Source organism: Pseudoalteromonas sp. P1-7a, from assembly GCF_001401855.1.
Classification (GTDB): Bacteria; Pseudomonadota; Gammaproteobacteria; order Enterobacterales; family Alteromonadaceae; genus Pseudoalteromonas.
Genome location: NZ_LKDU01000008.1, coordinates 78606 through 98796 on the forward strand (window position 1 = coordinate 78606; position 20191 = coordinate 98796).

At 41.9% G+C, this 20191-nt stretch carries 19 protein-coding genes; 14 read left to right on the forward strand and 5 right to left on the reverse strand.

Annotation, left to right across the window (positions count from 1 at the left end; genetic code table 11):
* Positions 1–51: 51 nt before the first annotated feature.
* The 5 genes from dapA (at position 52) to AN389_RS07615 (ending at position 5267) form a co-directional block, all read left to right on the forward strand.
* Positions 52–936: a 4-hydroxy-tetrahydrodipicolinate synthase gene (gene dapA / locus AN389_RS07595; RefSeq protein WP_055015633.1), complete on the forward strand. Its 885-nt coding sequence runs from the start codon at positions 52–54 to the stop codon at positions 934–936.
* Between the two features lie 15 nt (positions 937–951).
* Entirely contained in the window at positions 952–1692 is a 741-nt protein-coding gene (locus tag AN389_RS07600; protein WP_055015634.1) for a 2,3,4,5-tetrahydropyridine-2,6-dicarboxylate N-succinyltransferase, read from the forward strand.
* Positions 1692–2897, forward strand: coding sequence for a PLP-dependent decarboxylase (locus AN389_RS07605; RefSeq protein ID WP_055019535.1), 1206 nt, complete (start codon positions 1692–1694; stop codon positions 2895–2897). Before AN389_RS07600 ends, AN389_RS07605 begins: the two co-directional genes overlap by 1 nt.
* Positions 2898–2902: 5 nt before the next feature.
* A complete protein-coding gene (locus AN389_RS07610; protein ID WP_055015636.1) occupies positions 2903–4024 on the forward strand; it encodes a succinylglutamate desuccinylase/aspartoacylase family protein in 1122 nt (373 codons plus the stop codon).
* Positions 4025–4232: 208 nt separating this feature from the next.
* Positions 4233–5267 carry a phospholipase A gene (locus AN389_RS07615; RefSeq protein WP_055019536.1) on the forward strand — a complete coding sequence of 345 codons (1035 nt, stop codon included), beginning with the start codon at positions 4233–4235 and terminating at the stop codon, positions 5265–5267.
* A 72-nt stretch (positions 5268–5339) separates the two neighbouring features.
* Here the strand turns inward: AN389_RS07615 and AN389_RS07620 are convergent, their stop codons facing one another.
* Positions 5340–6233 carry a bifunctional GNAT family N-acetyltransferase/hotdog fold thioesterase gene (locus AN389_RS07620; protein WP_024032005.1) on the reverse strand — a complete coding sequence of 298 codons (894 nt, stop codon included), beginning with the start codon at positions 6231–6233 and terminating at the stop codon, positions 5340–5342.
* A 431-nt stretch (positions 6234–6664) separates the two neighbouring features.
* Here AN389_RS07620 and AN389_RS07625 point away from each other — a divergent pair, with 431 nt between their 5' ends.
* On the forward strand, positions 6665–7366 hold the full coding sequence (locus AN389_RS07625) for a spermidine synthase (RefSeq protein ID WP_055015638.1): 702 nt from the start codon (positions 6665–6667) through the stop codon (positions 7364–7366).
* On the opposite strand, the gene dtd is transcribed toward AN389_RS07625, so the two are convergent.
* The gene (gene dtd, locus AN389_RS07630) at positions 7363–7800 is read right to left on the reverse strand and encodes a D-aminoacyl-tRNA deacylase (RefSeq protein ID WP_055015639.1); all 438 of its coding nucleotides are present in this window, start codon (positions 7798–7800) and stop codon (positions 7363–7365) included. The genes AN389_RS07625 and dtd overlap by 4 nt on opposite strands.
* On the reverse strand, positions 7801–8703 hold the full coding sequence (locus AN389_RS07635; protein WP_055015640.1) for a virulence factor BrkB family protein: 903 nt from the start codon (positions 8701–8703) through the stop codon (positions 7801–7803).
* An 85-nt stretch (positions 8704–8788) separates the two neighbouring features.
* On the opposite strand from AN389_RS07635, the gene AN389_RS07640 reads away from it, so the two are divergent.
* The 3 genes from AN389_RS07640 to AN389_RS07650 all read left to right on the forward strand — a co-directional run bounded on the left by AN389_RS07640 (position 8789) and on the right by AN389_RS07650 (position 11458).
* Entirely contained in the window at positions 8789–9445 is a 657-nt protein-coding gene (locus AN389_RS07640; protein WP_055017726.1) for a DUF2959 domain-containing protein, read from the forward strand.
* Between the two features lie 126 nt (positions 9446–9571).
* Positions 9572–10663, forward strand: coding sequence for an MBL fold metallo-hydrolase (locus tag AN389_RS07645; protein WP_055019537.1), 1092 nt, complete (start codon positions 9572–9574; stop codon positions 10661–10663).
* A gap of 63 nt (positions 10664–10726) precedes the next feature.
* Entirely contained in the window at positions 10727–11458 is a 732-nt protein-coding gene (locus tag AN389_RS07650) for a CBM9 family sugar-binding protein (RefSeq protein WP_055017724.1), read from the forward strand.
* Between the two features lie 587 nt (positions 11459–12045).
* Here AN389_RS07650 and typA read toward each other — a convergent pair.
* Positions 12046–13869, reverse strand: a complete 1824-nt coding sequence (gene typA / locus AN389_RS07655; RefSeq protein WP_055016501.1) for a translational GTPase TypA — start codon at positions 13867–13869, stop codon at positions 12046–12048.
* A 506-nt stretch (positions 13870–14375) separates the two neighbouring features.
* Between typA and glnA the strand changes: the two genes are divergently transcribed.
* From glnA to AN389_RS07680, 5 genes are all read left to right on the forward strand, one after another.
* Positions 14376–15782, forward strand: coding sequence for a glutamate--ammonia ligase (glnA, locus tag AN389_RS07660; RefSeq protein ID WP_055016502.1), 1407 nt, complete (start codon positions 14376–14378; stop codon positions 15780–15782).
* Between the two features lie 132 nt (positions 15783–15914).
* Positions 15915–16427 (forward strand): DUF4124 domain-containing protein, encoded by a 513-nt coding sequence (locus AN389_RS07665; protein ID WP_146258065.1) that lies wholly within the window; start codon positions 15915–15917, stop codon positions 16425–16427.
* Positions 16428–16516: 89 nt separating this feature from the next.
* Positions 16517–17587 (forward strand): nitrogen regulation protein NR(II), encoded by a 1071-nt coding sequence (gene glnL / locus AN389_RS07670; RefSeq protein ID WP_055017722.1) that lies wholly within the window; start codon positions 16517–16519, stop codon positions 17585–17587.
* A gap of 15 nt (positions 17588–17602) precedes the next feature.
* Positions 17603–18988 carry a nitrogen regulation protein NR(I) gene (ntrC, locus tag AN389_RS07675; protein ID WP_055016505.1) on the forward strand — a complete coding sequence of 462 codons (1386 nt, stop codon included), beginning with the start codon at positions 17603–17605 and terminating at the stop codon, positions 18986–18988.
* A gap of 28 nt (positions 18989–19016) precedes the next feature.
* Positions 19017–19475, forward strand: coding sequence for a cyclic nucleotide-binding domain-containing protein (locus AN389_RS07680; protein ID WP_055017721.1), 459 nt, complete (start codon positions 19017–19019; stop codon positions 19473–19475).
* A 1-nt stretch (position 19476) separates the two neighbouring features.
* Here the strand turns inward: AN389_RS07680 and AN389_RS07685 are convergent, their stop codons facing one another.
* On the reverse strand, positions 19477–20142 hold the full coding sequence (locus AN389_RS07685; RefSeq protein WP_055017720.1) for a hypothetical protein: 666 nt from the start codon (positions 20140–20142) through the stop codon (positions 19477–19479).
* Between the last annotated feature and the right edge of the window lie 49 nt (positions 20143–20191).

The following is a 20191-nucleotide window of genomic DNA, read 5'->3' on the forward strand; positions in this document are numbered from 1 at the left end:
CACATCATACAGCCTCCTTAATATCTCGAACACCTTATAGGTTCGTAAGAGATGATTCACAACTTCAATTTAGACGACTACGCACTGTGGACAGCGCTTGTTACGCCGTTTGATCAACAAGGTAATGTTGACTACGACACGCTCACAACACTTGTTAGCGAACAAGAAGCGGCACAAAACGGTATTTTACTGCTTGGTAGTACAGGTGAAGGCTTAGCCCTTACGCTTAAAGAGCAGCAAGGCATTGTTGAGCACGTGTGCCAATTAAAGCCCAGTGTACCGCTTATGGTTGCTGTAGGCGGTAGCAATTTAGCCCAACAAAAAGAATGGGTTAGCTATTGTAATCAGCTACCTATTCACAGTTACTTACTAGGCTCGCCGCTTTATGCTAAACCAGGTGCTGTAGGTCAAACACATTGGTACGAAAGCTTATTAAGCGAAAGCGCGCATCCGTGTATGTTGTACAACGTACCTGGGCGCAGCGGTGTAAGCATTCCTATCGAAACCATTGAAAACTTAAAAGCGCACCCAAACTTGTGGGCGTTAAAAGAAGCCAGTGGCAACATCACCCAATTTGAAGCATACCGTCAAGCCGCGCCTAATTTAGCGCTATACAGTGGCGACGATGCACTTATGCCCTACTTTGCCCAAGCAGGTGCAAAAGGCTTGGTTTCGGTTGCGGCCAATGCATGGCCCTTGCAAACACACGAGTTTGTAAGGCGCAGCCTAAGCGGTCAACACCCCAATTTATTTGCTCAGTGGACCCGGGCTATCAATAGCCTATTTGCTGTAGCAAACCCTATTCCCGTTAAAGTGCTAATGCACCAGCAAGGGCGTTTAAATAGCCCACTGTTGCGTCCACCTTTAACGCATCTTGAGTTAACGCAAACCGATTGCATTACCACTGCAAACGACACCATTTTATCTTGGCATTAAACACAGGTTTTTATAATGAGCTGGTTAGAACTACTAAATAATTTAGAATCGGGCGCAGTACGCGCAGCATCACAAAACGAAAGCGGCCAATGGGAAGCTAACGTAAAAGTAAAACAAGGCATTTTAGAAGCCTTTAAAAATGGCACTAACACTGAGTTTGCAGGTGGCTTTGTAGATAAGCATAACCTTGCACCACAAGAATTTAGCACTGAAGATGGCGTGCGTATGGTACCAGGTGGCACCAGTGTTCGCCGTGGTGCATACGTAGCTAAAGGCACGATTATTATGCCACCAGCGTACGTAAATATTGGCGCATACATCGACGAAGGCACTATGGTTGATAGCCACGCATTAGTGGGCTCGTGTGCACAAGTGGGTAAAAATGTACATTTAAGTGCAGCTGTTCAACTTGGTGGTGTGTTAGAGCCAATCGGTGCTAGCCCAGTCGTGGTTGAAGACGATGCGTTTATTGGCGCAGGCTGCGTGATAGTAGAAGGTGTAGTGGTTAAAAAAGGCGCGGTACTTGCACCAGGTGTGCGCTTATCAGCAACCATTCCAGTATACGACTGCGTAAACGAGCGCCAGCTTGAAAAAGGCGAGCCAATTCCAGAATACGCAATTGTAATACCAGGCTCTCGCCCAGCGTCTAACGAATGGGCTCGTGAGCAAGGCCTAAGCATGTCGTGTGCGTTAATTGTTAAATACCGCGACGAGCAAAGCGATGCATCATTATTGCTAGAAGAGGTTTTACGATAATGAGCTTTTTGAGCACGCCAATCAAAAACGCTGTTAATACGCTTACACAGCAACTTGATACCCCTTTTTTCGTTTACGACTTAGATAAACTAAACGCACACCTTGCGCGTTTAGTTGCGCAAACCGATGTAAAGCTTTGGTATGCAGTAAAAGCGAACCCGCTCTCTAAGGTTATTCAATGCCTAGACAACGCCGGATTTAACTTTGACGTAGCAAGTAAAGGTGAGCTTGAACAAGTCCTTGCACAAGGTATTAGTTCGCAGCGCGTGCTCAACACAGGGCCTGCAAAGAGCCCTAAACAAATTAAACACTTTATTGAGCGCGGCGTACGTATATTTGTTGCCGAAAGCCTCAATCAAGTACATTGGTTAAACCAACAAGCGCAGCTGCAAAATACGCAGCTGCAAGTTTTATTGCGTGTGCAACTACGCTGGCCTGAAGGTGAAAAAAATCCACTAGGGGGTGACAGCCTAACTCCGTTTGGGCTTGGCTGCGATGAATGGCAAGCACTCAATACTGGCGATTACCCAGCCCTAAGCTTTGATGGCCTGCATATTTTCCAGTGGGGCAACATGCTTAGCACGCAAAAGCTAAGCGAGCTGTGGTCGCAAATGATTGCACCGCTTACAGCCCTTGCCAGTAACCTAAATGTAAACCTGAAAATTTTAGACTTAGGCGGCGGTTTAGGTATTCCTTACACACCAAACGATGCAACACTTGAGTGGAATGAATTAATCTCCGCACTGGCAAAAATTAAAAAAGGCGCAGGTGTAGACGAGCTTTGGATGGAGCTTGGCCGCTATGCTGTAGGCGAATGCGGTCATTACGCTAACCCCGTTGTTGAGTGCAAACAAAACTACGGGCAACAGCAAGTTATTTTAACCGGTGGTATTAACCACTTATTACGCCCAGCAGTTACAAGCCAAGACTTTCCTGCAGCGCTACTACGCGAATCAACGGCGCCCGAACAAGCAATGAGCTTATATGGCCCATTATGTACTGCCCTTGATTGCTTGGGCGAGCACACCCTACCAAGCGATTTAAACGAGCAAGACTGGCTGGTGTTTAGCCAATGTGGCGCCTATGGTTTTACCGAAAGCATGCCCTTTTTTTTATGCCATGAGCTAGCTGCAGAATACGTATTACAAAATGGCGAGCTCACGTGTGTACGCCAAGCTGAAGATGCTAGCCACTACCTAAGGTAATAAATATGAGCATAACAACCCCCATCAGCCAAGAAAACATAGTAGTTGGAGAAGTGGCAAACGGCTTACCGCTCACCATTCCTGTGTATCGCTTAAAAGGTGATGGCAGCGGGCCAAGCGTGTATATTCAAGCAAATATGCACGGCGCCGAGGTACAAGGTAACGCGGTTATTTTTCAGCTGTTAGAGCAATTAAAACAACTCAATTTAAAAGGCGACATTACCTTAGTGCCTTACGCTAATCCTATTGGTTGTAATCAAAAATCAGGGGAGTTTACCCTTGGGCGATTCGACCCAATTACTGGCACTAACTGGAACCGCATGTATCACTACAATAGTGATTTAGTGACTCAGTTTGCCAAAGATCATAGCCACTACGACGATGCAGCTTTAAAAAATCATTTTAAACAGGCTTTGGTTGATGAAATAGACACAAAACTCAACGGCCCAGCTTATTTACTTAATACCGGTAAACGCATTGCGCTTAACCTACAAAAACTTGCGCACCAAGCCGACATAGTCCTTGATTTACACACGGGGCCTATTTCAAGTAAGCACCTGTACTGTCCAACCTATGCAACCGACAGTGCTCGCTATTTTAATATTGAACATGTGCTGCTTATTCCAAGCGACTTTGATGGTGCAATGGATGAAGCCAGTTTTTGCCCCTGGTGGCACCTAAGTGATGCACTGAGTGCGCAAGATAGGGACTTCAATGTACAGGTTGAAGCCTTTACAGTAGAACTTGGTAGCCAAGAAAAAATAGATTTACAAGAAGCACTCAACGATGCAAACAGCATTTTAAGCTATTTGAACCATAAAAATGTATTGGTAGATGCAGCGCATCAACCTAAGCAGATGACCCGTTATGCGTGCCATTTAGATGACTACTTTGCTTATTATGCCCCTATTGGCGGCATGGTTGAATATGTAGCCCCTCTAGGTGGGCATATTAAAGCAGGTGAGCCCATTGCACATGTATTACGAATGGAGCGCTACTTGAGTGAGCAACCATTACAAACGCTAAGCCTTGATTGCGATGCTGTCGCTATTTTGCATTTTGCCTCGGCAAGCGTAAACCAAGGCACAGAGCTTTATAAGTTTTTTACTAACGTATTTGAGTTATAACGCATCGCGCTATAACTCCCCCTTCTCATTGCGTGAGAGTAAGTTAACTAACTTACACTATAAGCGGCTATATGCCGCTTTTTTTGATCTGTGATAACACTGTAAACGTAAAGTAACTAATTAAGTGTAAATTCAGTGAAAGTTCACCGTTACATATGTAAAAACACGTTATAATTTATAAATCTCCCCTACTCTCAAAGGAAAAACAATGAGCTGGCGTTATTGGATAGTAGTTACGGCTTTACTTAGCACACCCTCTTTTGCCCAAGAAGAGGTACAAGAAAACGAACAAGATAACGATATTGAATTGGTTAAACAGTGTATTTTAAATGAGGTAATTGGCGGTGATGGAAAACAAACGCTCGATGAACTTCGTGAAAAATGCTCATCACTTGAAGAAGAAAAGCAACTTACTGCGCTGGATAAACGCAAAGCGCGCGAAGAAGTAAGTAAAAAAAACCGAAATGTAATTACACCACATAAACGTAATTACATTTTACCTTTGTCGTATGTATCGCACCCTAACGATCGCCCGTTTGATGGCTTTGACGAACTAACCGATGAGCAAGATGGCGAGCCACTTGATAACCTAGAGGCTAAATACCAGCTTTCTATAAAGGTTCCATTATATGATGACTTTTCAGATGACGACCAAGCCATCTTTTTTGGCTTTACTTTGCAGTCGTATTGGCAGATTTATAACTCAGAGATTTCTTCTCCGTTTCGTGAAACCAACTATGAGCCAGAAATTTTCTGGGTAAATTACCTAGACCAAGAAAACGTACTTTGGGGCGACGAAATGGCCATAGCGCTGGGTATTTCGCACCAATCTAATGGCCGCAGCCAGCCAAACTCTCGTTCATGGAACCGAGTTTATGCCAATTTCATTTGGGAAAACGAAGGCTTTGTATTTAGTTTCAAACCTTGGTATCGCATAGCCGAGGATGAAAAAGACAATATATTAGAAGCCGATGGCGACGACAATCCTGATATTTACAAATACATGGGTTACTTTGAATTTAGCGGTGCCTACCGCTATCATGATCATGAGTTTAGCTTTATGACACGTAATAATTTAAATTCAGATAACCGTGGTGCAATTCAGTTAGATTGGTCATTCCCGCTTTGGGGTCGTTTACGTGGTTACGCCCAGTACTTTAACGGTTACGGCGAAAGCCTGATTGATTACAACGCCGATATTGAGCGTGTTGGCGTGGGTATATTACTTACCGATTTACTTTAATTTATTAATACACCATAAAAAAAGCCAAGCCCTTTTATAAAGTGCTTGGCATTTTTATTAAAGCGTTACTCGTTATTTTTTAACGGCAAACACCCCTTCAAACTCTGCAACAACATCGCTGCCATCAAATATAGTAACAGGTACTACGTAGCTTGCTTTGCCTGTTGTTTCCAGCTCACTTAGCTTACCTTTACAGGTTTGCACATCAACACAACCGCGTGGGTCGGTATTAAGTGGTTTTAAGTATTTTATAGTGGCATCGGCTAATACAATATTACCCTCAAGCCCTGCCTCTTTAAGCGCTAAGTACGTCGCGCCCCAACCTGTTAAGGTTGCTAAGCTGTATATAGAGCCTGCAAACATAGTGTTGTGTAAGTTTAAGTTAGCGTCTAAATCTGCACGCGTTGTAAACTGCCAATCTGTGTAGCTTTCTACTTTTATACCCATTGCATCACTAATTGGGATTGATTCACGCCAAATATTTTGCAGTACTTGCGTCCAATCAGGGTGGCGAAACCAACCCGGCTCACTAGGCTTTTGCTTAATCATTTTGAAATGTTGAACATCGCCATACGCTAAATGGGCTTTTTCTTTTAGCTCATAGCCGTGGCGCTTATAAAACTCAAGCGCACGCTCGCGAGCAAATAACACTAATTCGCCTGCGTTTTGGGTCCATGCTATTTTTTCAAGCTCGTGTAATAAACGGCTACCAATATGCTGGTTACGGTTACCTTCGGCTACGGCCATGTAACGTACTTGCGCTTGCTCATGGTTGTTAAAGTGTAAACGGGCCACACCAAGCACATCACCGTTGTTATTTTTTATAAAGCGATGCTCTGAGTCTTGTTCCATATCATCTTGTTCAGAGCCACGAGGCTCATTCCAAGGCGCACGTAGTACTTCCCAACGTAATTGATAGTACGCTTGCCAGTCTTCGCTGCTCTGCGGTGTAGTTACTTGAAACATATATACTCCTGTTGTTTTGCCGTAAATAAAAAATAAAGGCTACGGCATGTAATCCAACTGAATAACTCTTTAACCTGCACATTGGTTTTTACATTAGAAAATTAAAGATTAAGTTGGTTGGAATTATTATGGCAAATACCATACTCCATCTTTTAAACACTGCCAATACGACTTTGGTAAGCAAGCGAAAAAATAACTGTTTTACCCATCGCATCAACTAGTTTATGCTGGGCCTTTAGAGATTGAACATGCACTGAGCGAAGAGTTCTGCCTAGGGGAAATTTACTCTTTGTTGCCTACATGGGTGTAAGCCAGTAGAGTAACGCAGGAGCAGTTACCTAGCCCACTAGGTTACAAATCTCGCGCCGCGATTAAATCGCCCCTAGATTGAACAAACTTTAATCCTGAAAGGTCAACAGGCCCTTAATGTTATGAGCGATTTTATAAACCCTTCAACGGGTGTAGTGAGTAGCCACTTTATTAGCCACAGCCAAGATATTGGGCAACTAGTTTACTGGCATAAATATGCAGGCGATCACATACAGGTTCGCCAATCCGGGCAGCTTCGCTGGCTGCTAATTAACGATACATTGCAATCGGTGATAGCGCTTAACAATCCACAGCGCTTACTATTTCCACATTTAACCTATTTAGCTAAGCAGTGGCAAACCTTAGCACCACCAAATCATGTGTTAGAACTTGGCCTTGGCGGTGGCGCTATACGTAATTACTTACAATACACTTACCCGCAGGCACACGTAACATCAGTTGAAAAAAATGCAGATATAATTGCCTGCTATACAGATTTTTTCGCTCTTAAAAGCCAAAGTGACGTGCAGTGTGATGACGCGCAAAATGTACTTAGCAAAGCACATAACTATGACTGGATTATTCTTGATTTATTTAGCCAAATAGATGCACCACGATTTTTGTTTGAACGCGCTTTTTATCAAAAAATATACGATGCGCTAAACGCAGGTGGCACGCTATTTATAAACTTTTTGTCGCAACATGAGTCGCAGTTAATTCAGTTACAGCAATTACTATTTAATGTGTTTGGCGTAAAAGTAAGCCCGAATAAAATTGCGGGCTTTGTGAATCATATTATTATTGTTACTAAAGCTGGTAATTAAACCGATAAGTTAAACGTAACAGGCCCATCGTTACACAAGCTCACTTGCATATCGGCACCAAACTCTCCCGTTGCAACGCGAACTCCCTGCGCTTTAGCTTGCTTTACAAAGTACTCGTAAAGCGCGTTAGCTTGGCTAGGTGTGGCTGCTGATGAAAAGCTTGGACGCATACCTTTTTTAGTATCCGCCGCTAACGTAAATTGCGACACCACGAGTAACTCACCGCCTATGTCTTTTAGGCTTAAATTCATTTTGTCGTTTTCATCGTTAAATATTCGGTAGTTACTAACCTTGTGCAATAGCTTATCTGCGGTTTGCTCATCATCTGGTTTTTCAACACCGAGTAACAATAATATACCTTGCTCTATTTGACCGATAACTTGGTTATCAACTTCTACTTTTGCGTGTTTTACACGCTGTATTAACCCTTGCATTTAATTAGTTTCCTCGGTTTTTAGCTCATCATCTATATCAATTTCTGGTGTTTGTGGTACATGGTTAGGGCTAATACAGGCGGTAAATTCGGCCCCTAATAACACCACCACCCACGACAAATACACCCACACAAATAAAATAGGAATAGTGGCTACGGCGCCGTAAATAACTTCGTAAGAAGGGAAGTGACTTATATAAAGCGCAAATCCCTTTTTAGTCAGCTCAAATAATACAGCGGCAAAAAGCGCCCCAGGTAACGCAGCTCTAATAGATACAGGTGTATTTGGCACTAAGGTGTATAGCATTAAAAAGCCAACCATTGAAAAGCCATAAGGTACCAATTTTAACAAAAAACCACTAAATCCAGGAATGCCCTGATCGGCAAACGACACTAACGATACAATGTACGACGTAACACCAATACTTGCCCCTAATAGTACCGGGCCTAAGCTTAATACCATCCAGTAAACAGCAAAAGAGATCATCATGGGGCGCTTTTTCTTAATTCGCCAAATGCGATTCAGCGTAGCATCAACATTACGTATAAGCAGCAGCGCAATCGCCGCTAGAAAGCCAATACCCACAGCGGTCATTTGGTTAGCATTGCCAGCAAAGGAGCTAATGTGCTCTTTAATAACATCAGATGAAGTAGGTACAAAATTGGTAAACAAAAAGCTTTCTATGGCTATGCGAGTGGACTCAAATCCCGGAAAGGCCGAAAATATTGCCACGCCTACCGCAATTAACGGTACTAAAGAAAGCAAAGTAACATAGGCAAGGTACCCTGCATTAACTGTAATTTGATCGTCTATACAACGGTTAACGTACTGCATCCACCAGCCTGGCTGTTGCCTTAAAAAGGAGATAGCTTGCTGTTTATAAAGGGAGAGCTTATCATTCATACAATTGACTTGTGCTAATCTAATTTTGATTATCATAACAATCAGCACCATAATTTACAGCACTTACTGGTAAATAGGGATCCAAATGAAAAAACAAACATTACTTAGCGTCTCGGTACTGGCCATTACGCTTACTTTATCGGGCTGTCAATCGGCCTATTATTCTGCAATGGAAAAAGTAGGTGTACATAAGCGCGACATTCTTATTGACCGCGTAGAAGAAACCAAAGATTCACAAGAAGAGTCGCAAGAAGAATTTCAATCAGCACTTGAGCGCCTAACAACTTTAATTAATTTTGATGGCGGCGAGTTACAAGATGCCTACAATCAACTTAACGACGATTATGAGTCGAGCTTAGCAGCCGCTAATGAAGTGTCGAGCAATATTAATAAAGTAGAAGATGTAGCAGAAGCTTTATTTGACGAATGGAGCGATGAGCTTGAGCAATACAAAAGCGCGTCGCTTAAACGCGAAAGCAGTAAAAAGCTAGCGGCTACACAACGCCAATTTAGCCAGTTACTGCGTTCTATGCGCAGTGCAGAGAGCAAAATGGAGCCTGTGCTATCCTCTTTACAAGATAACGTACTGTACTTAAAGCATAACTTAAACGCACAAGCGGTTGCCGCCATTAAAGGCGAGTTCACTAATTTAAAACGTGATATTCAAGTGCTGATGAACGACATGAATAAATCAATTGCTGATTCAAACAAGTTTATAGAACAAATGAATAACGCAGGCTAAGTGTTTAAATTTGCCTGACAAAGCCTGCATAATGCAGGCTTTTTTGTTACGTTTTGTTACCTTTGAAGCATTCTTCAATTCACCGATGTTGCTATACTTTTATAAAAATAATAATAGAAAACAACAATGAAACTAAAAACCACCAGCCTTGTATTTATTTGTGGATTACTTAGCGCTTGCGAAACCGCCAATCGCATTGAGGTGATTGCAGGAGAAAACACGCTCACCCCGCAGCATCAAACAGGCGAGCGAAAAGGACGCTTTTATAACCTCTACCCTGGCAAAAAAACCTACCCCACCACCTGCGAAACCGACTGCTACCCACCAAGCCCTAAATTACAATGCAAACAAAACGCTGAAGATTGCCAATTTATTGCTGCGCAAAAGCCAATTAATTTAAATACGGGCTTTACCGTGCGCTGGCTAGGACACGCTGGGTTTATGATCCGCACACCTAACAGACAATACGTGCTATTTGACCCTGTAAAAGAGCAGTTCGACTCACCTGTTGATTTAGCCTTTAGGTTAGCCTCAGGGTTTTACAGGCAACCCGGCGATTGGCTTACACAAAACGAGCTTAAAAGCTTAAGTGCAGTGATGTACTCGCATATTCATTACGATCACTTTAATAAAGCCGATATAGAAGAGCTTGGTAATAAACCTCGCTACTTAACGCCATTAGGTATGGCCGACAACTTCCCTACTGGAGGGTATAACATTAGCGAAATGGCCTGGTATGCAAAAACCCAGCTTGATGATTTAACGATTCATGCCCTACCAGCGCACCACTTTAGTAGCCGCGTATTGGTGCCCTTTATTTACGAAGATAACGATAAAGACCTATGGAATGGCTGGTTGCTTGAGCAAAACGGCAATACCTTATTTTTTGCAGGCGACACCGGTTACTCAAAGCACTTTAAAGACATTCAGCAAAAATATGGTGATATAGATATATGCTTATTGCCCATAGCCTCGTATTACAGTGAAGAGAACCCTAAATGGTATCGTTATGTACACACCACACCAGAGGATGCACTGAACGCGTCGCAAGATCTTAACTGCAAAGTAATGATACCGTGGGGTTATGGTAACTCAAGCTGGAAAATGGGCGACCGGACAAGCCATTCAGCACTGTTAAGATTGCTACATATGCACAATAAAATGGCTTCAACCACACCCTTATATATTTTAAACGAAGGCGAAAGTATTTCACTGTAACTCATTGCCGAACTGTTTTAGGATGATTGTTATACCTAAATACATATTAACATTGAGAAATTAATGAAAAAACACGCATTAGCTTTAAGCTGTTTATTAAGCGCCCCAGTAATGGCCATTGATGTAGCACACACATCAACCCCAATTACTATTGATGGCGTGTCTGAAAGCGCATGGGATAAAGCAACGTGGCATGATATGCCTCATTTAATGGATGGCACCTTGCCCACATCAGAGGCCGACTTTAAAGGCCGTTACCGCCTATTGTGGGATAAAAACTACCTGTATTTACAAGCGGATATAACTGACGATGTACTTATTGATACGCACCCAGACCCGACCGTAAAATATTGGGATGACGATGCGCTGGAAATTTTTATCGACAGCGATGCCTCGGGTGGGATTCACCAATTTAACCATACTGCAATGGCTTATCATATTGGTCTTGATAATCAGGCTGCCGATTACGGCCCCGATAAAAAGGCCCATTTGTATACCGACCACCTAATCAGTAACTGGAAGCGCAATACCAAAGCGCCCTATAACATCACCTGGGAAGTCGCTATAAAGCTCTACCCTAACGATTACCAAGAAGGCGCTGTAAACACACCCATTACGCTAAGTGAAAAACACGTCATTGGTTTTATGCTCGCGTATTGCGATAACGATGGCAGCAAGGTGCGTGAGCACTTTATGGGCTCTCACGAAGTACAGCCAGTAAACGGCGACAGAAACCGTGGTTTTATAGATGCAGACGTATTTGGCAAAATTACTCTGCTGCCAAAAAGTAAGTAACCACTAACAAAATAATTGAAAACGTAGGTTGGGTTGAGCGCAGCGAAACTCAACGAAAAAATATCCTAGCATCAATTACAGATACTTTGCATTATCGAGTGCTTCAGCTCTGACTCTTTTACTGCTCACTCCCTTCTCTTTGTGCAAATATTTTTAAGTGAATTATTCACAAAGAGGTTAAGAGGCGCTGCGCTTTTAGAGATAAATACATTTGGCAGTTTCACTATAGAACGGACTCTAAATACTGGTGCATTTAGAAAAAGCATTCTACCGCCAAAAAGTAACCACTAATAAATAGTTGATACGTAGGTTAGGTCGAGCGCAGCGAAACCCAACGAAAAAATATCCTAGCACCAATTACAGATGCTTTGAGTTATCGATTGTTTCAGCTCTGACTCTTTTACTGCTCACTCCCTTCTCTTTGTGCAAATATTTTTTAAGTTAATTATTCACAAAGAGGATAAGAGGCATTGCCCTTTAGATCTCAATACTAATAACTAAAAACTGAAAGCTTCTCTACTTTAAAAACAAAAAAGCCGCTGTATTTTGCAATACAGCGGCTTTTACTATGCTTATTCTAAAGGCAATTAAGCTTTAGCTGCACGACCCGCACGTTTACGCTCACTTTCAGTTAAGTGACGCTTACGAATACGAATGTTCTCAGGTGTTACTTCTACTAACTCGTCATCATCGATAAACTCAAGCGCTTGCTCAAGTGTGTAGTTCAATGGTGGCGTAAGTGTTTGCGCTTCATCTGTACCAGATGCACGAACGTTAGTAAGTTGCTTACCTTTAAGTGCGTTAACTGTTAGGTCGTTATCACGGCTATGAATACCGATAACCATACCTTCGTAAACTTCAACACCGTGACCGATGAATAATTTACCACGCTCTTGTAGGTTGAATAATGCATTAGTAAGTGCTTTACCAGTTGCATTTGCAATCATTACACCGTTCTTACGTGAGCCAATAGTACCACCTTTATGAGGACCGTAGTGATCGAACGTATGGTACATAAGACCTGAACCAGAGGTAAGCGTCATGAAATCAGTTTGGAAACCGATTAAACCACGGCTTGGGATCATAAAGTCCATACGCATACGGCCTTTACCATCTGGAGACATGTCGGTAAGTTCACCTTTACGAAGACCAATTTGCTCCATGATAGAACCTTGGTGTTCTTCTTCACAGTCAATTGTTACTGTTTCGTACGGTTCTTCTAGTACACCGTCTACTTCACGTAGAATAACTTCAGGACGTGATACAGCTAGCTCGTAACCTTCACGACGCATGTTTTCGATTAAGATACCAAGGTGTAATTCACCACGGCCAGATACACGGAAGCTATCTGGGTTATCCGTTTCTTCAACACGAAGTGCAACGTTGTGTACAAGCTCGTTTTGTAAACGCTCAAGAATGTTACGTGAGGTTACAAATTTACCTTCTTTACCAGCAAACGGTGATGTATTTACAGAGAACGTCATTGTTACTGTAGGCTCATCAACACTTAGTGGAGGTAGCGCTTCAACATTGTTAGGTGCACACACTGTGTCTGAAATTTTAAGCTCACCAATACCCGTTACTGTTACGATATTACCTGCGTAACCACGGTCAGTTTCAATACGCTCAAGGCCTAAGTAGCTTTGCACTGAACCAATTTTACCGTTACGAGTTGTACCATCAGCACTGATGATAGTCACTTGTTGGTTTGGCGCAACAGAACCACGCTTAATACGACCAACACCAATTACACCTTTATAAGAGTTGTAATCAAGCTGAGAGATTTGCATTTGGAAATCACCTTCAGGATCAGCTTCTGGTGGTGATACTTCGTCAACAATCATTTGGAACATAGGTTCCATGTTGTCAGACGGCTCGTCTAAATCTAATGTAGCCCAGCCGTTGATTGCTGAAGCGTAGATTACTTTAAAATCTAACTGTTCATCAGTTGCACCTAGGTTATCAAATAAATCAAAGATTTGATCCATAACCCAATCAGGGCGTGCACCTGGTTTGTCAATTTTATTGATAACAACAATTGGCTTTAAGCCTTGCGCAAATGCTTTTTGCGTTACGAAACGCGTTTGCGGCATTGGACCTTCTTGAGCATCAACAAGTAATAATACTGAGTCAGCCATCGAAAGTACGCGTTCAACTTCACCACCAAAATCGGCGTGTCCCGGGGTATCTACGATATTGATATGGTAATCTTTCCATGAAATGGCCGTATTTTTAGCCAAAATGGTAATACCACGTTCTTTCTCAATGTCGTTTGAGTCCATCACACGCTCTTCGTTACCGCCGCGTGTTTCTAATGTACCTGATTGCTCAAGTAGTTTGTCAACCAACGTTGTTTTACCGTGGTCAACGTGCGCGATAATCGCTATATTTCTTAACTGTTCGATGCTCATATTTTTACTCAGAGAAGTTTATTCTCATTGATCCTGCAAGATCTACGCACTCATCTGCGTTTTCACCAGATGTCCCAGCATAGGATTTAAAAGGGCGCATATTATCCCTCATTAATGACATGGATGAAAGTTTATCCAATATAATTTTAAAAACTTTCTCAATACTTTTACTAAGTATCTGTTTTTTATATGACAATTATATGAAATAAATTTCGGAAAATTACATAAATTGTCGTTTTTTAGCTAATTTGTTGTTTGCTTTGGCACTATTTACTATTTAAGTTAAGCTGATTTAGGTGATTAAAATACGTGCAGAATAAAGCGTGAAATTTTTGCACCAATATGGATATTTTACGCACCACAAAAGTGCAAAGTGCATGACCACTTTTGTGCAATAACAATTTTAGTCTTTATAAACAGCAAGTTAAAATAATGGCATAAAATCGGCTTACCTAAACCCAAAGCATTTAATGCAGCAATAATAAAACCCAACAGTTGGAGGACACATGTCACAATCGGTTTTAGATTTTATTAAAGAAAATGACGTTAAGTTCATTGATTTACGCTTTACTGATACTCGAGGTAAAGAACAACATGTTTCTATTCCTCATCACCAAGTAGATGAAGATTTTTTTGAAGACGGCAAAATGTTCGACGGCTCTTCAATTGCAGGTTGGAAAGGCATTAACGAATCAGACATGGTACTTATGCCTGTTGCTGATTCAGTAAAATTAGACCCATTTACAGAAGAAGCAACGCTTATCGTGCGTTGTGATGTTGTAGAACCATCTACATTACAAGGTTACGAGCGTGACCCTCGTTCGGTTGCTAAGCGCGCTGAAGAGTACATGAAATCTACCGGTATCGCAGACACTGTTTTATTTGGCCCTGAGCCAGAATTCTTCCTATTTGATGATGTTAAATACAAGTCAGATATGTCTGGTTCTATGTACAAAATTGATGCTGTTGAAGCAGCATGGAACTCAGACAAAGAGTATGAAGGTGGTAACACTGGCCACCGTCCAGGTGTTAAAGGTGGTTACTTCCCTTGTTCACCTGTTGACTCTTCACAAGATTGGCGTTCAGCTACGTGTTTAGTACTTGAAGAGCTAGGCCAAGTAGTAGAAGCGCACCACCACGAAGTTGCTACAGCTGGTCAAAACGAAATCGCGACTCGCTTTAATACAATGGTATTAAAAGCGGATGAAATCCAAGAGATGAAATATGTTATCCATAACATGGCTCACCTTTACGGAAAAACAGCCACATTTATGCCTAAGCCTGTTGTAGGTGATAACGGCTCTGGTATGCACTGTCACCAATCTTTAGCAAAAGACGGTGTTAACCTTTTTGCTGGTGATAAGTACGGCGGTCTTTCTGAAGATGCACTTTACTACATTGGCGGTATTATTAAGCATGCTAAAGCAATTAACGCATTTGCAAACGCTTCTACTAACTCGTACAAACGTTTAGTACCGGGTTTTGAAGCGCCAGTAATGCTTGCATACTCTGCGCGTAACCGCTCTGCATCAATCCGTATCCCAGTAGTACCATCTGAAAAGGGTCGTCGTATAGAAGTACGTTTCCCTGATCCAACAGCTAACCCTTACCTAGCATTTGCTTCAATGCTAATGGCTGGCCTTGACGGTATTAAAAACAAAATCCACCCTGGCGATGCTATGGATAAGGATTTATATGACCTACCTGCAGAAGAAGCAGCAGAAATTCCACAAGTTGCATCTTCTTTAGAAGAAGCGCTAGAAGCACTAAGTGCTGATCGTGAATTCTTAACGCAAGGTGGCGTATTTACCGATGATTTAATCGACGCTTACATTGCTCTTAAATCTCAAGAAGTTGAAAAGCTTAACATGACAACTCACCCAGTTGAGTTTGAAATGTACTACAGCGTTTAATACGCTGTAGAGTAAATTATCGATAAGATAATAAATGTGTGTTCTCAAGCCCGCTTAGCGGGCTTTTTTTTATGGTAAATTAGGGTTATCTCCACTAAAGTTATGTAATTACAAAAGATGCAGGGTAGCAATGTGAATTACAGGATATTATTACTATTTTTTGCTTTAGGATTAAGCATTTATAGTTACGCAGGCAATGATAAGATTTATGCTTGGAAAGATAAAAATGGTGTTTTAGTGTTCTCAGATACACCACGCAGCGGCGCGCATGAAATAAAATTAAATAGCCAAGATCTTACTTTGTCTGATGCCGATAAACACACCCCTGATTCACTACAACCAACGCGCCTTAATCGTTTTCAAATTATGATATCGTCACCTACTCATAACCAAACTGTGCGCGAGAACACAGGCTCAGTGTACGTCACAAGCCGAATAACACCGCGTTTTGAGGCAGGCTTTACTGTACAGCTATTTTTAAACGGTAATGCGTATGGGCCTGCAAGCGGTTTATCAACATTTGCTATACGGAATGTTGAAAACGGCACTCATACTTTGTATCTCAAACTTTATAACAAACAAAATCAAGCCATTGCTATCAGTCAGCCTAGCACCTTTGTTATGCAAAGAAAGGCTATAAACTAAGTACAATGACTCAGATAATAAAATTAGCGCAGCAGTATTTACTGATCAAAACTTGCTTGCAAATATTAACGCACTAAAGTGGTGCAAAGATGCCAAACAATCAAAATTTCAGCCCCGAACTTCTTAATGCCATTTGGCAAAACCAAACAACATCGGTCATGTTACTTGATAAAAATTTTATCCTTGTTTATGCCAATACCAGCACTAGCGAGCTACTTGGCCTGGGTAAAAAACGCATTATTGGGCAGACCTTTAACAGCTTATTTAATTACCACTCTGTGGATTTAGAACGCATAGCTCAGTACTCACTTATTGATGGTGTAGATTGCAGCCAGCACAGAGCTGACGTGGTCTTTATAGATTCTCGACATGCGAAAATAGCCATTACATCACGCCAAGTTAAATTTGAAAACGAGCGCTATATTTTGCTCGAGTGTCGTAAAACCGATGAAGAAATAAAACACGACAAAGCCTCTAATCAAATGCATCAATATCAAGCAGCGCGAAATTTGATTAGAGGACTTGCTCACGAAATTAAAAATCCTTTAGGAGGAATACGCGGAGCGGCGCAGTTATTGCAGTACGAGGTGGATCAACAAGAAAGGGACGAATGCGCTGAACTTATAATTGAGCAAGCAGACCGATTACGTGAATTAGTTGATAGGCTACTTGGGCCAAATCAGCTTCCGCAAAAGTCGTATGGCAATATTCACCAAACACTTGAGTCGGTTGTCAAATTAAGCACATTAGATAACTGTAAAAATATTAATCTAGTTAAAGACTACGATCCAAGTATTCCAGATGTGTTTATAGACCAAGGCAAAGTTCAGCAAGTAGTACTTAACATAGTTCGTAATGCTCAACAGGCGTTAGTGGATGGCGGTGAGATAAAAATAAAGACCCGCATTAATCATCAATATCGCCGCCCCGGAAAAGCCCCTAAAAAAGCCTTGTTGATCCAGGTTTCTGATAATGGACCAGGCATAGACCCTAGCGTTCGCGAGACATTGTTTTACCCGATGATCACCAACAAAGAAGGTGGCTCAGGGCTAGGGCTTTCAATCGCACAAACGCTCATCGATCAGCACGATGGTTATATAGACTGCGATAGCTGGCCTGGCCATACTGAATTTAATATCTATCTGCCTTTTGCAGATTAATGTTTTGGAGTTGGCATGAAAACAGTTTGGCTTGTAGATGATGACGCATCAATTCGCTTTGTATTAGAAAAGGCGCTAACACGTGCAGGATTTGAAGCAGAAAGCTTCGCCAATGCGCAAGACGTGTTAAGTGCGCTAAAATTTAGCCAGCCAACCGTGCTGGTATCTGACGTACGGATGCCAGGCATGGATGGCATGGCACTGCTTGAACTGATAGCAGAGCAAAACCCTGGGCTGCCGGTTATTATAATGACCGCGCACTCAGATTTAGACTCTGCAGTTAACGCGTTTCAAAAAGGCGCGTTTGAGTACTTAGCCAAACCCTTTGATTTAAACGAAGCAGTGGCCTTAATCGAAAGCGCCTGCAGAGCAAACTCAACTAAAAAAACCAAACGTAAACAAGCCCCACCTAAAAGTGCCCATATTATTGGCGAAGCCCCTGCGATGCAGGAAGTGTTCAGAGCGATAGGTAAACTCTCGGCTTCAAGTATGAGTGTACTCATTAATGGTGAGTCAGGCACAGGTAAAGAGCTTGTGGCCAGTGCTTTACATAACCACAGCCCGCGTAAAGAAAACCAGTTTATTGCATTAAACATGGCCGCTATTCCAAAAGAGCTTGTGGAGTCTGAGTTATTTGGCCACGAAAAAGGCGCATTTACGGGTGCCGATAGCGTTCGTAAAGGCCGCTTTGAACAAGCCAATGGCGGCACACTGTTTTTAGATGAAATAGGCGATATGCCACTGGATGTGCAAACACGTTTATTACGCGTACTCGCCGATGGTGAGTTTTACCGTGTGGGCGGACACCAAAGTATTAAGGTTGATGTACGCATTATTGCTGCAACGCATCAAAATTTAGAAGATTTGGTAAAACAGGGTAAATTTAGGGACGATTTATTTCATCGTTTAAACGTTGTGCGCCTTCGTTTACCAGCTCTTAGAGAAAGAACCGAAGACATCGAACGCTTAGCGCAACACTTTTTACACAAAAGCGCAAAAGACCTACAAGTAGAAAGTAAAGTTCTCAGCCCAAAAGCCACAGAGCAACTTAGGCTATTTAGCTGGCCTGGTAATGTGCGCCAACTCGAAAATACCTGTCGCTGGTTAACCGTTATGGCCCCTGGTGAATTAGTAAGTGAGCAAGACCTACCACCAGAGATCATTGATGCGGCGCCTGTTCAACAAGAAGGTGATTGGCTTGATGCGTTTCAGCAATGGCTCAACCAAGAGCTTAAGCAAGGTAAAGAAAATATTTGGCCTGATATTCAAGCACAACTTGAAACTCGCCTGATAAAAACAGCATTAGCTAATTGCTCTGGCCATAAACAAGATGCAGCCATAAAAATTGGCTGGGGGCGCAACACGTTGACCCGCAAATTAAAAGAGCGCAATATTAACTAGTTTCTAACTGTTACTCGTTGGCCTTAGGATGAAATTAATAGAACACATTCCATTATTTAAACAAATGGAAATAGTGAATAGATTGCACTTTTTTAAAGAATTCACCCTTGCTGAACGCCAAGTGCTACTAGAGTCGTTTGGGTTATTGTATTTAGTTAACCAGCATCAGTATTTATTTAAACAATACGATAACGACAAACGCTTATACATTGTATTAAGTGGTGCGTTACTTGTTTTTAAACATAACCACTTGCTGGAGCTTGGAACTATAGAGCCCGGTGAGTTTATCGGTGAAGGCGCATTTATAAATAACCGCGAGCGCAGTACGAGCGCTCGCGCTAAAACCGACACCATAGTACTTGCCATTACCCCAGAAGCACTGACTCGCTTACCAAATGTGATACGCGAAAAAATTAAAGACCGAATTATAGAGGGCATGAGCTTACGCATTGCTAAACTTAGTGAGCACATAGAAACCCACGGTTAGATCAATCCATATAAACAATCTGCAATGAGCAATCAAGCCAACCGGGATTATTTACGTGTGCCGTAAATGTGTAAGTATCGGATGGTTTAGCCCCAAAGGGTGTATTTACCAATGGCTGTGAGTGGCTGTATGTTTGCGAGTAGGATTTATAATAAATAACAACATAACCATATAAATACTCCCACTTCAGTCTCACTACTGCACCACTGGGTAGCGTAAAATCAACATGCTCATTTACAAATTTGACCACTAAATCATTGTATTTATCGTCGCTGCATTGGGTTGTTCTTAGCTGCTTAGGCATAACAAATTGGCTATTGCTATCTGCATTTTTTAAATAAAAGCCTATATTGCCATCGCCATAAAAATGATTTGATCGCGTTGTATAGTTAACTTGTGGCTCGTAACCTAGCCCCTGCATAATAGTAGCTAGCTGCTCTGTCTCTTTTTGGTAAATTTTATCACTTGATAAAAGCAATGTGGCTTCACCAAAATCCGATGGGATATCTAGCTCTACGTATTCAAAAGGGAGGTTTTGTGCATTTAGTGCAGCGTCTAGCTGTTTGCGTTGCTCCTCTTGCAAGTTTTCGCTAAAAACATAAACAGTTGGTTGTTGGCACGCAGTTAATAGAAGTACCCACGCACAAATTAAAATTCCACTTTTCATAGTTACCCCTATTGATTACAAATGTAGTCTAGTAGAAGTAACTATTGAT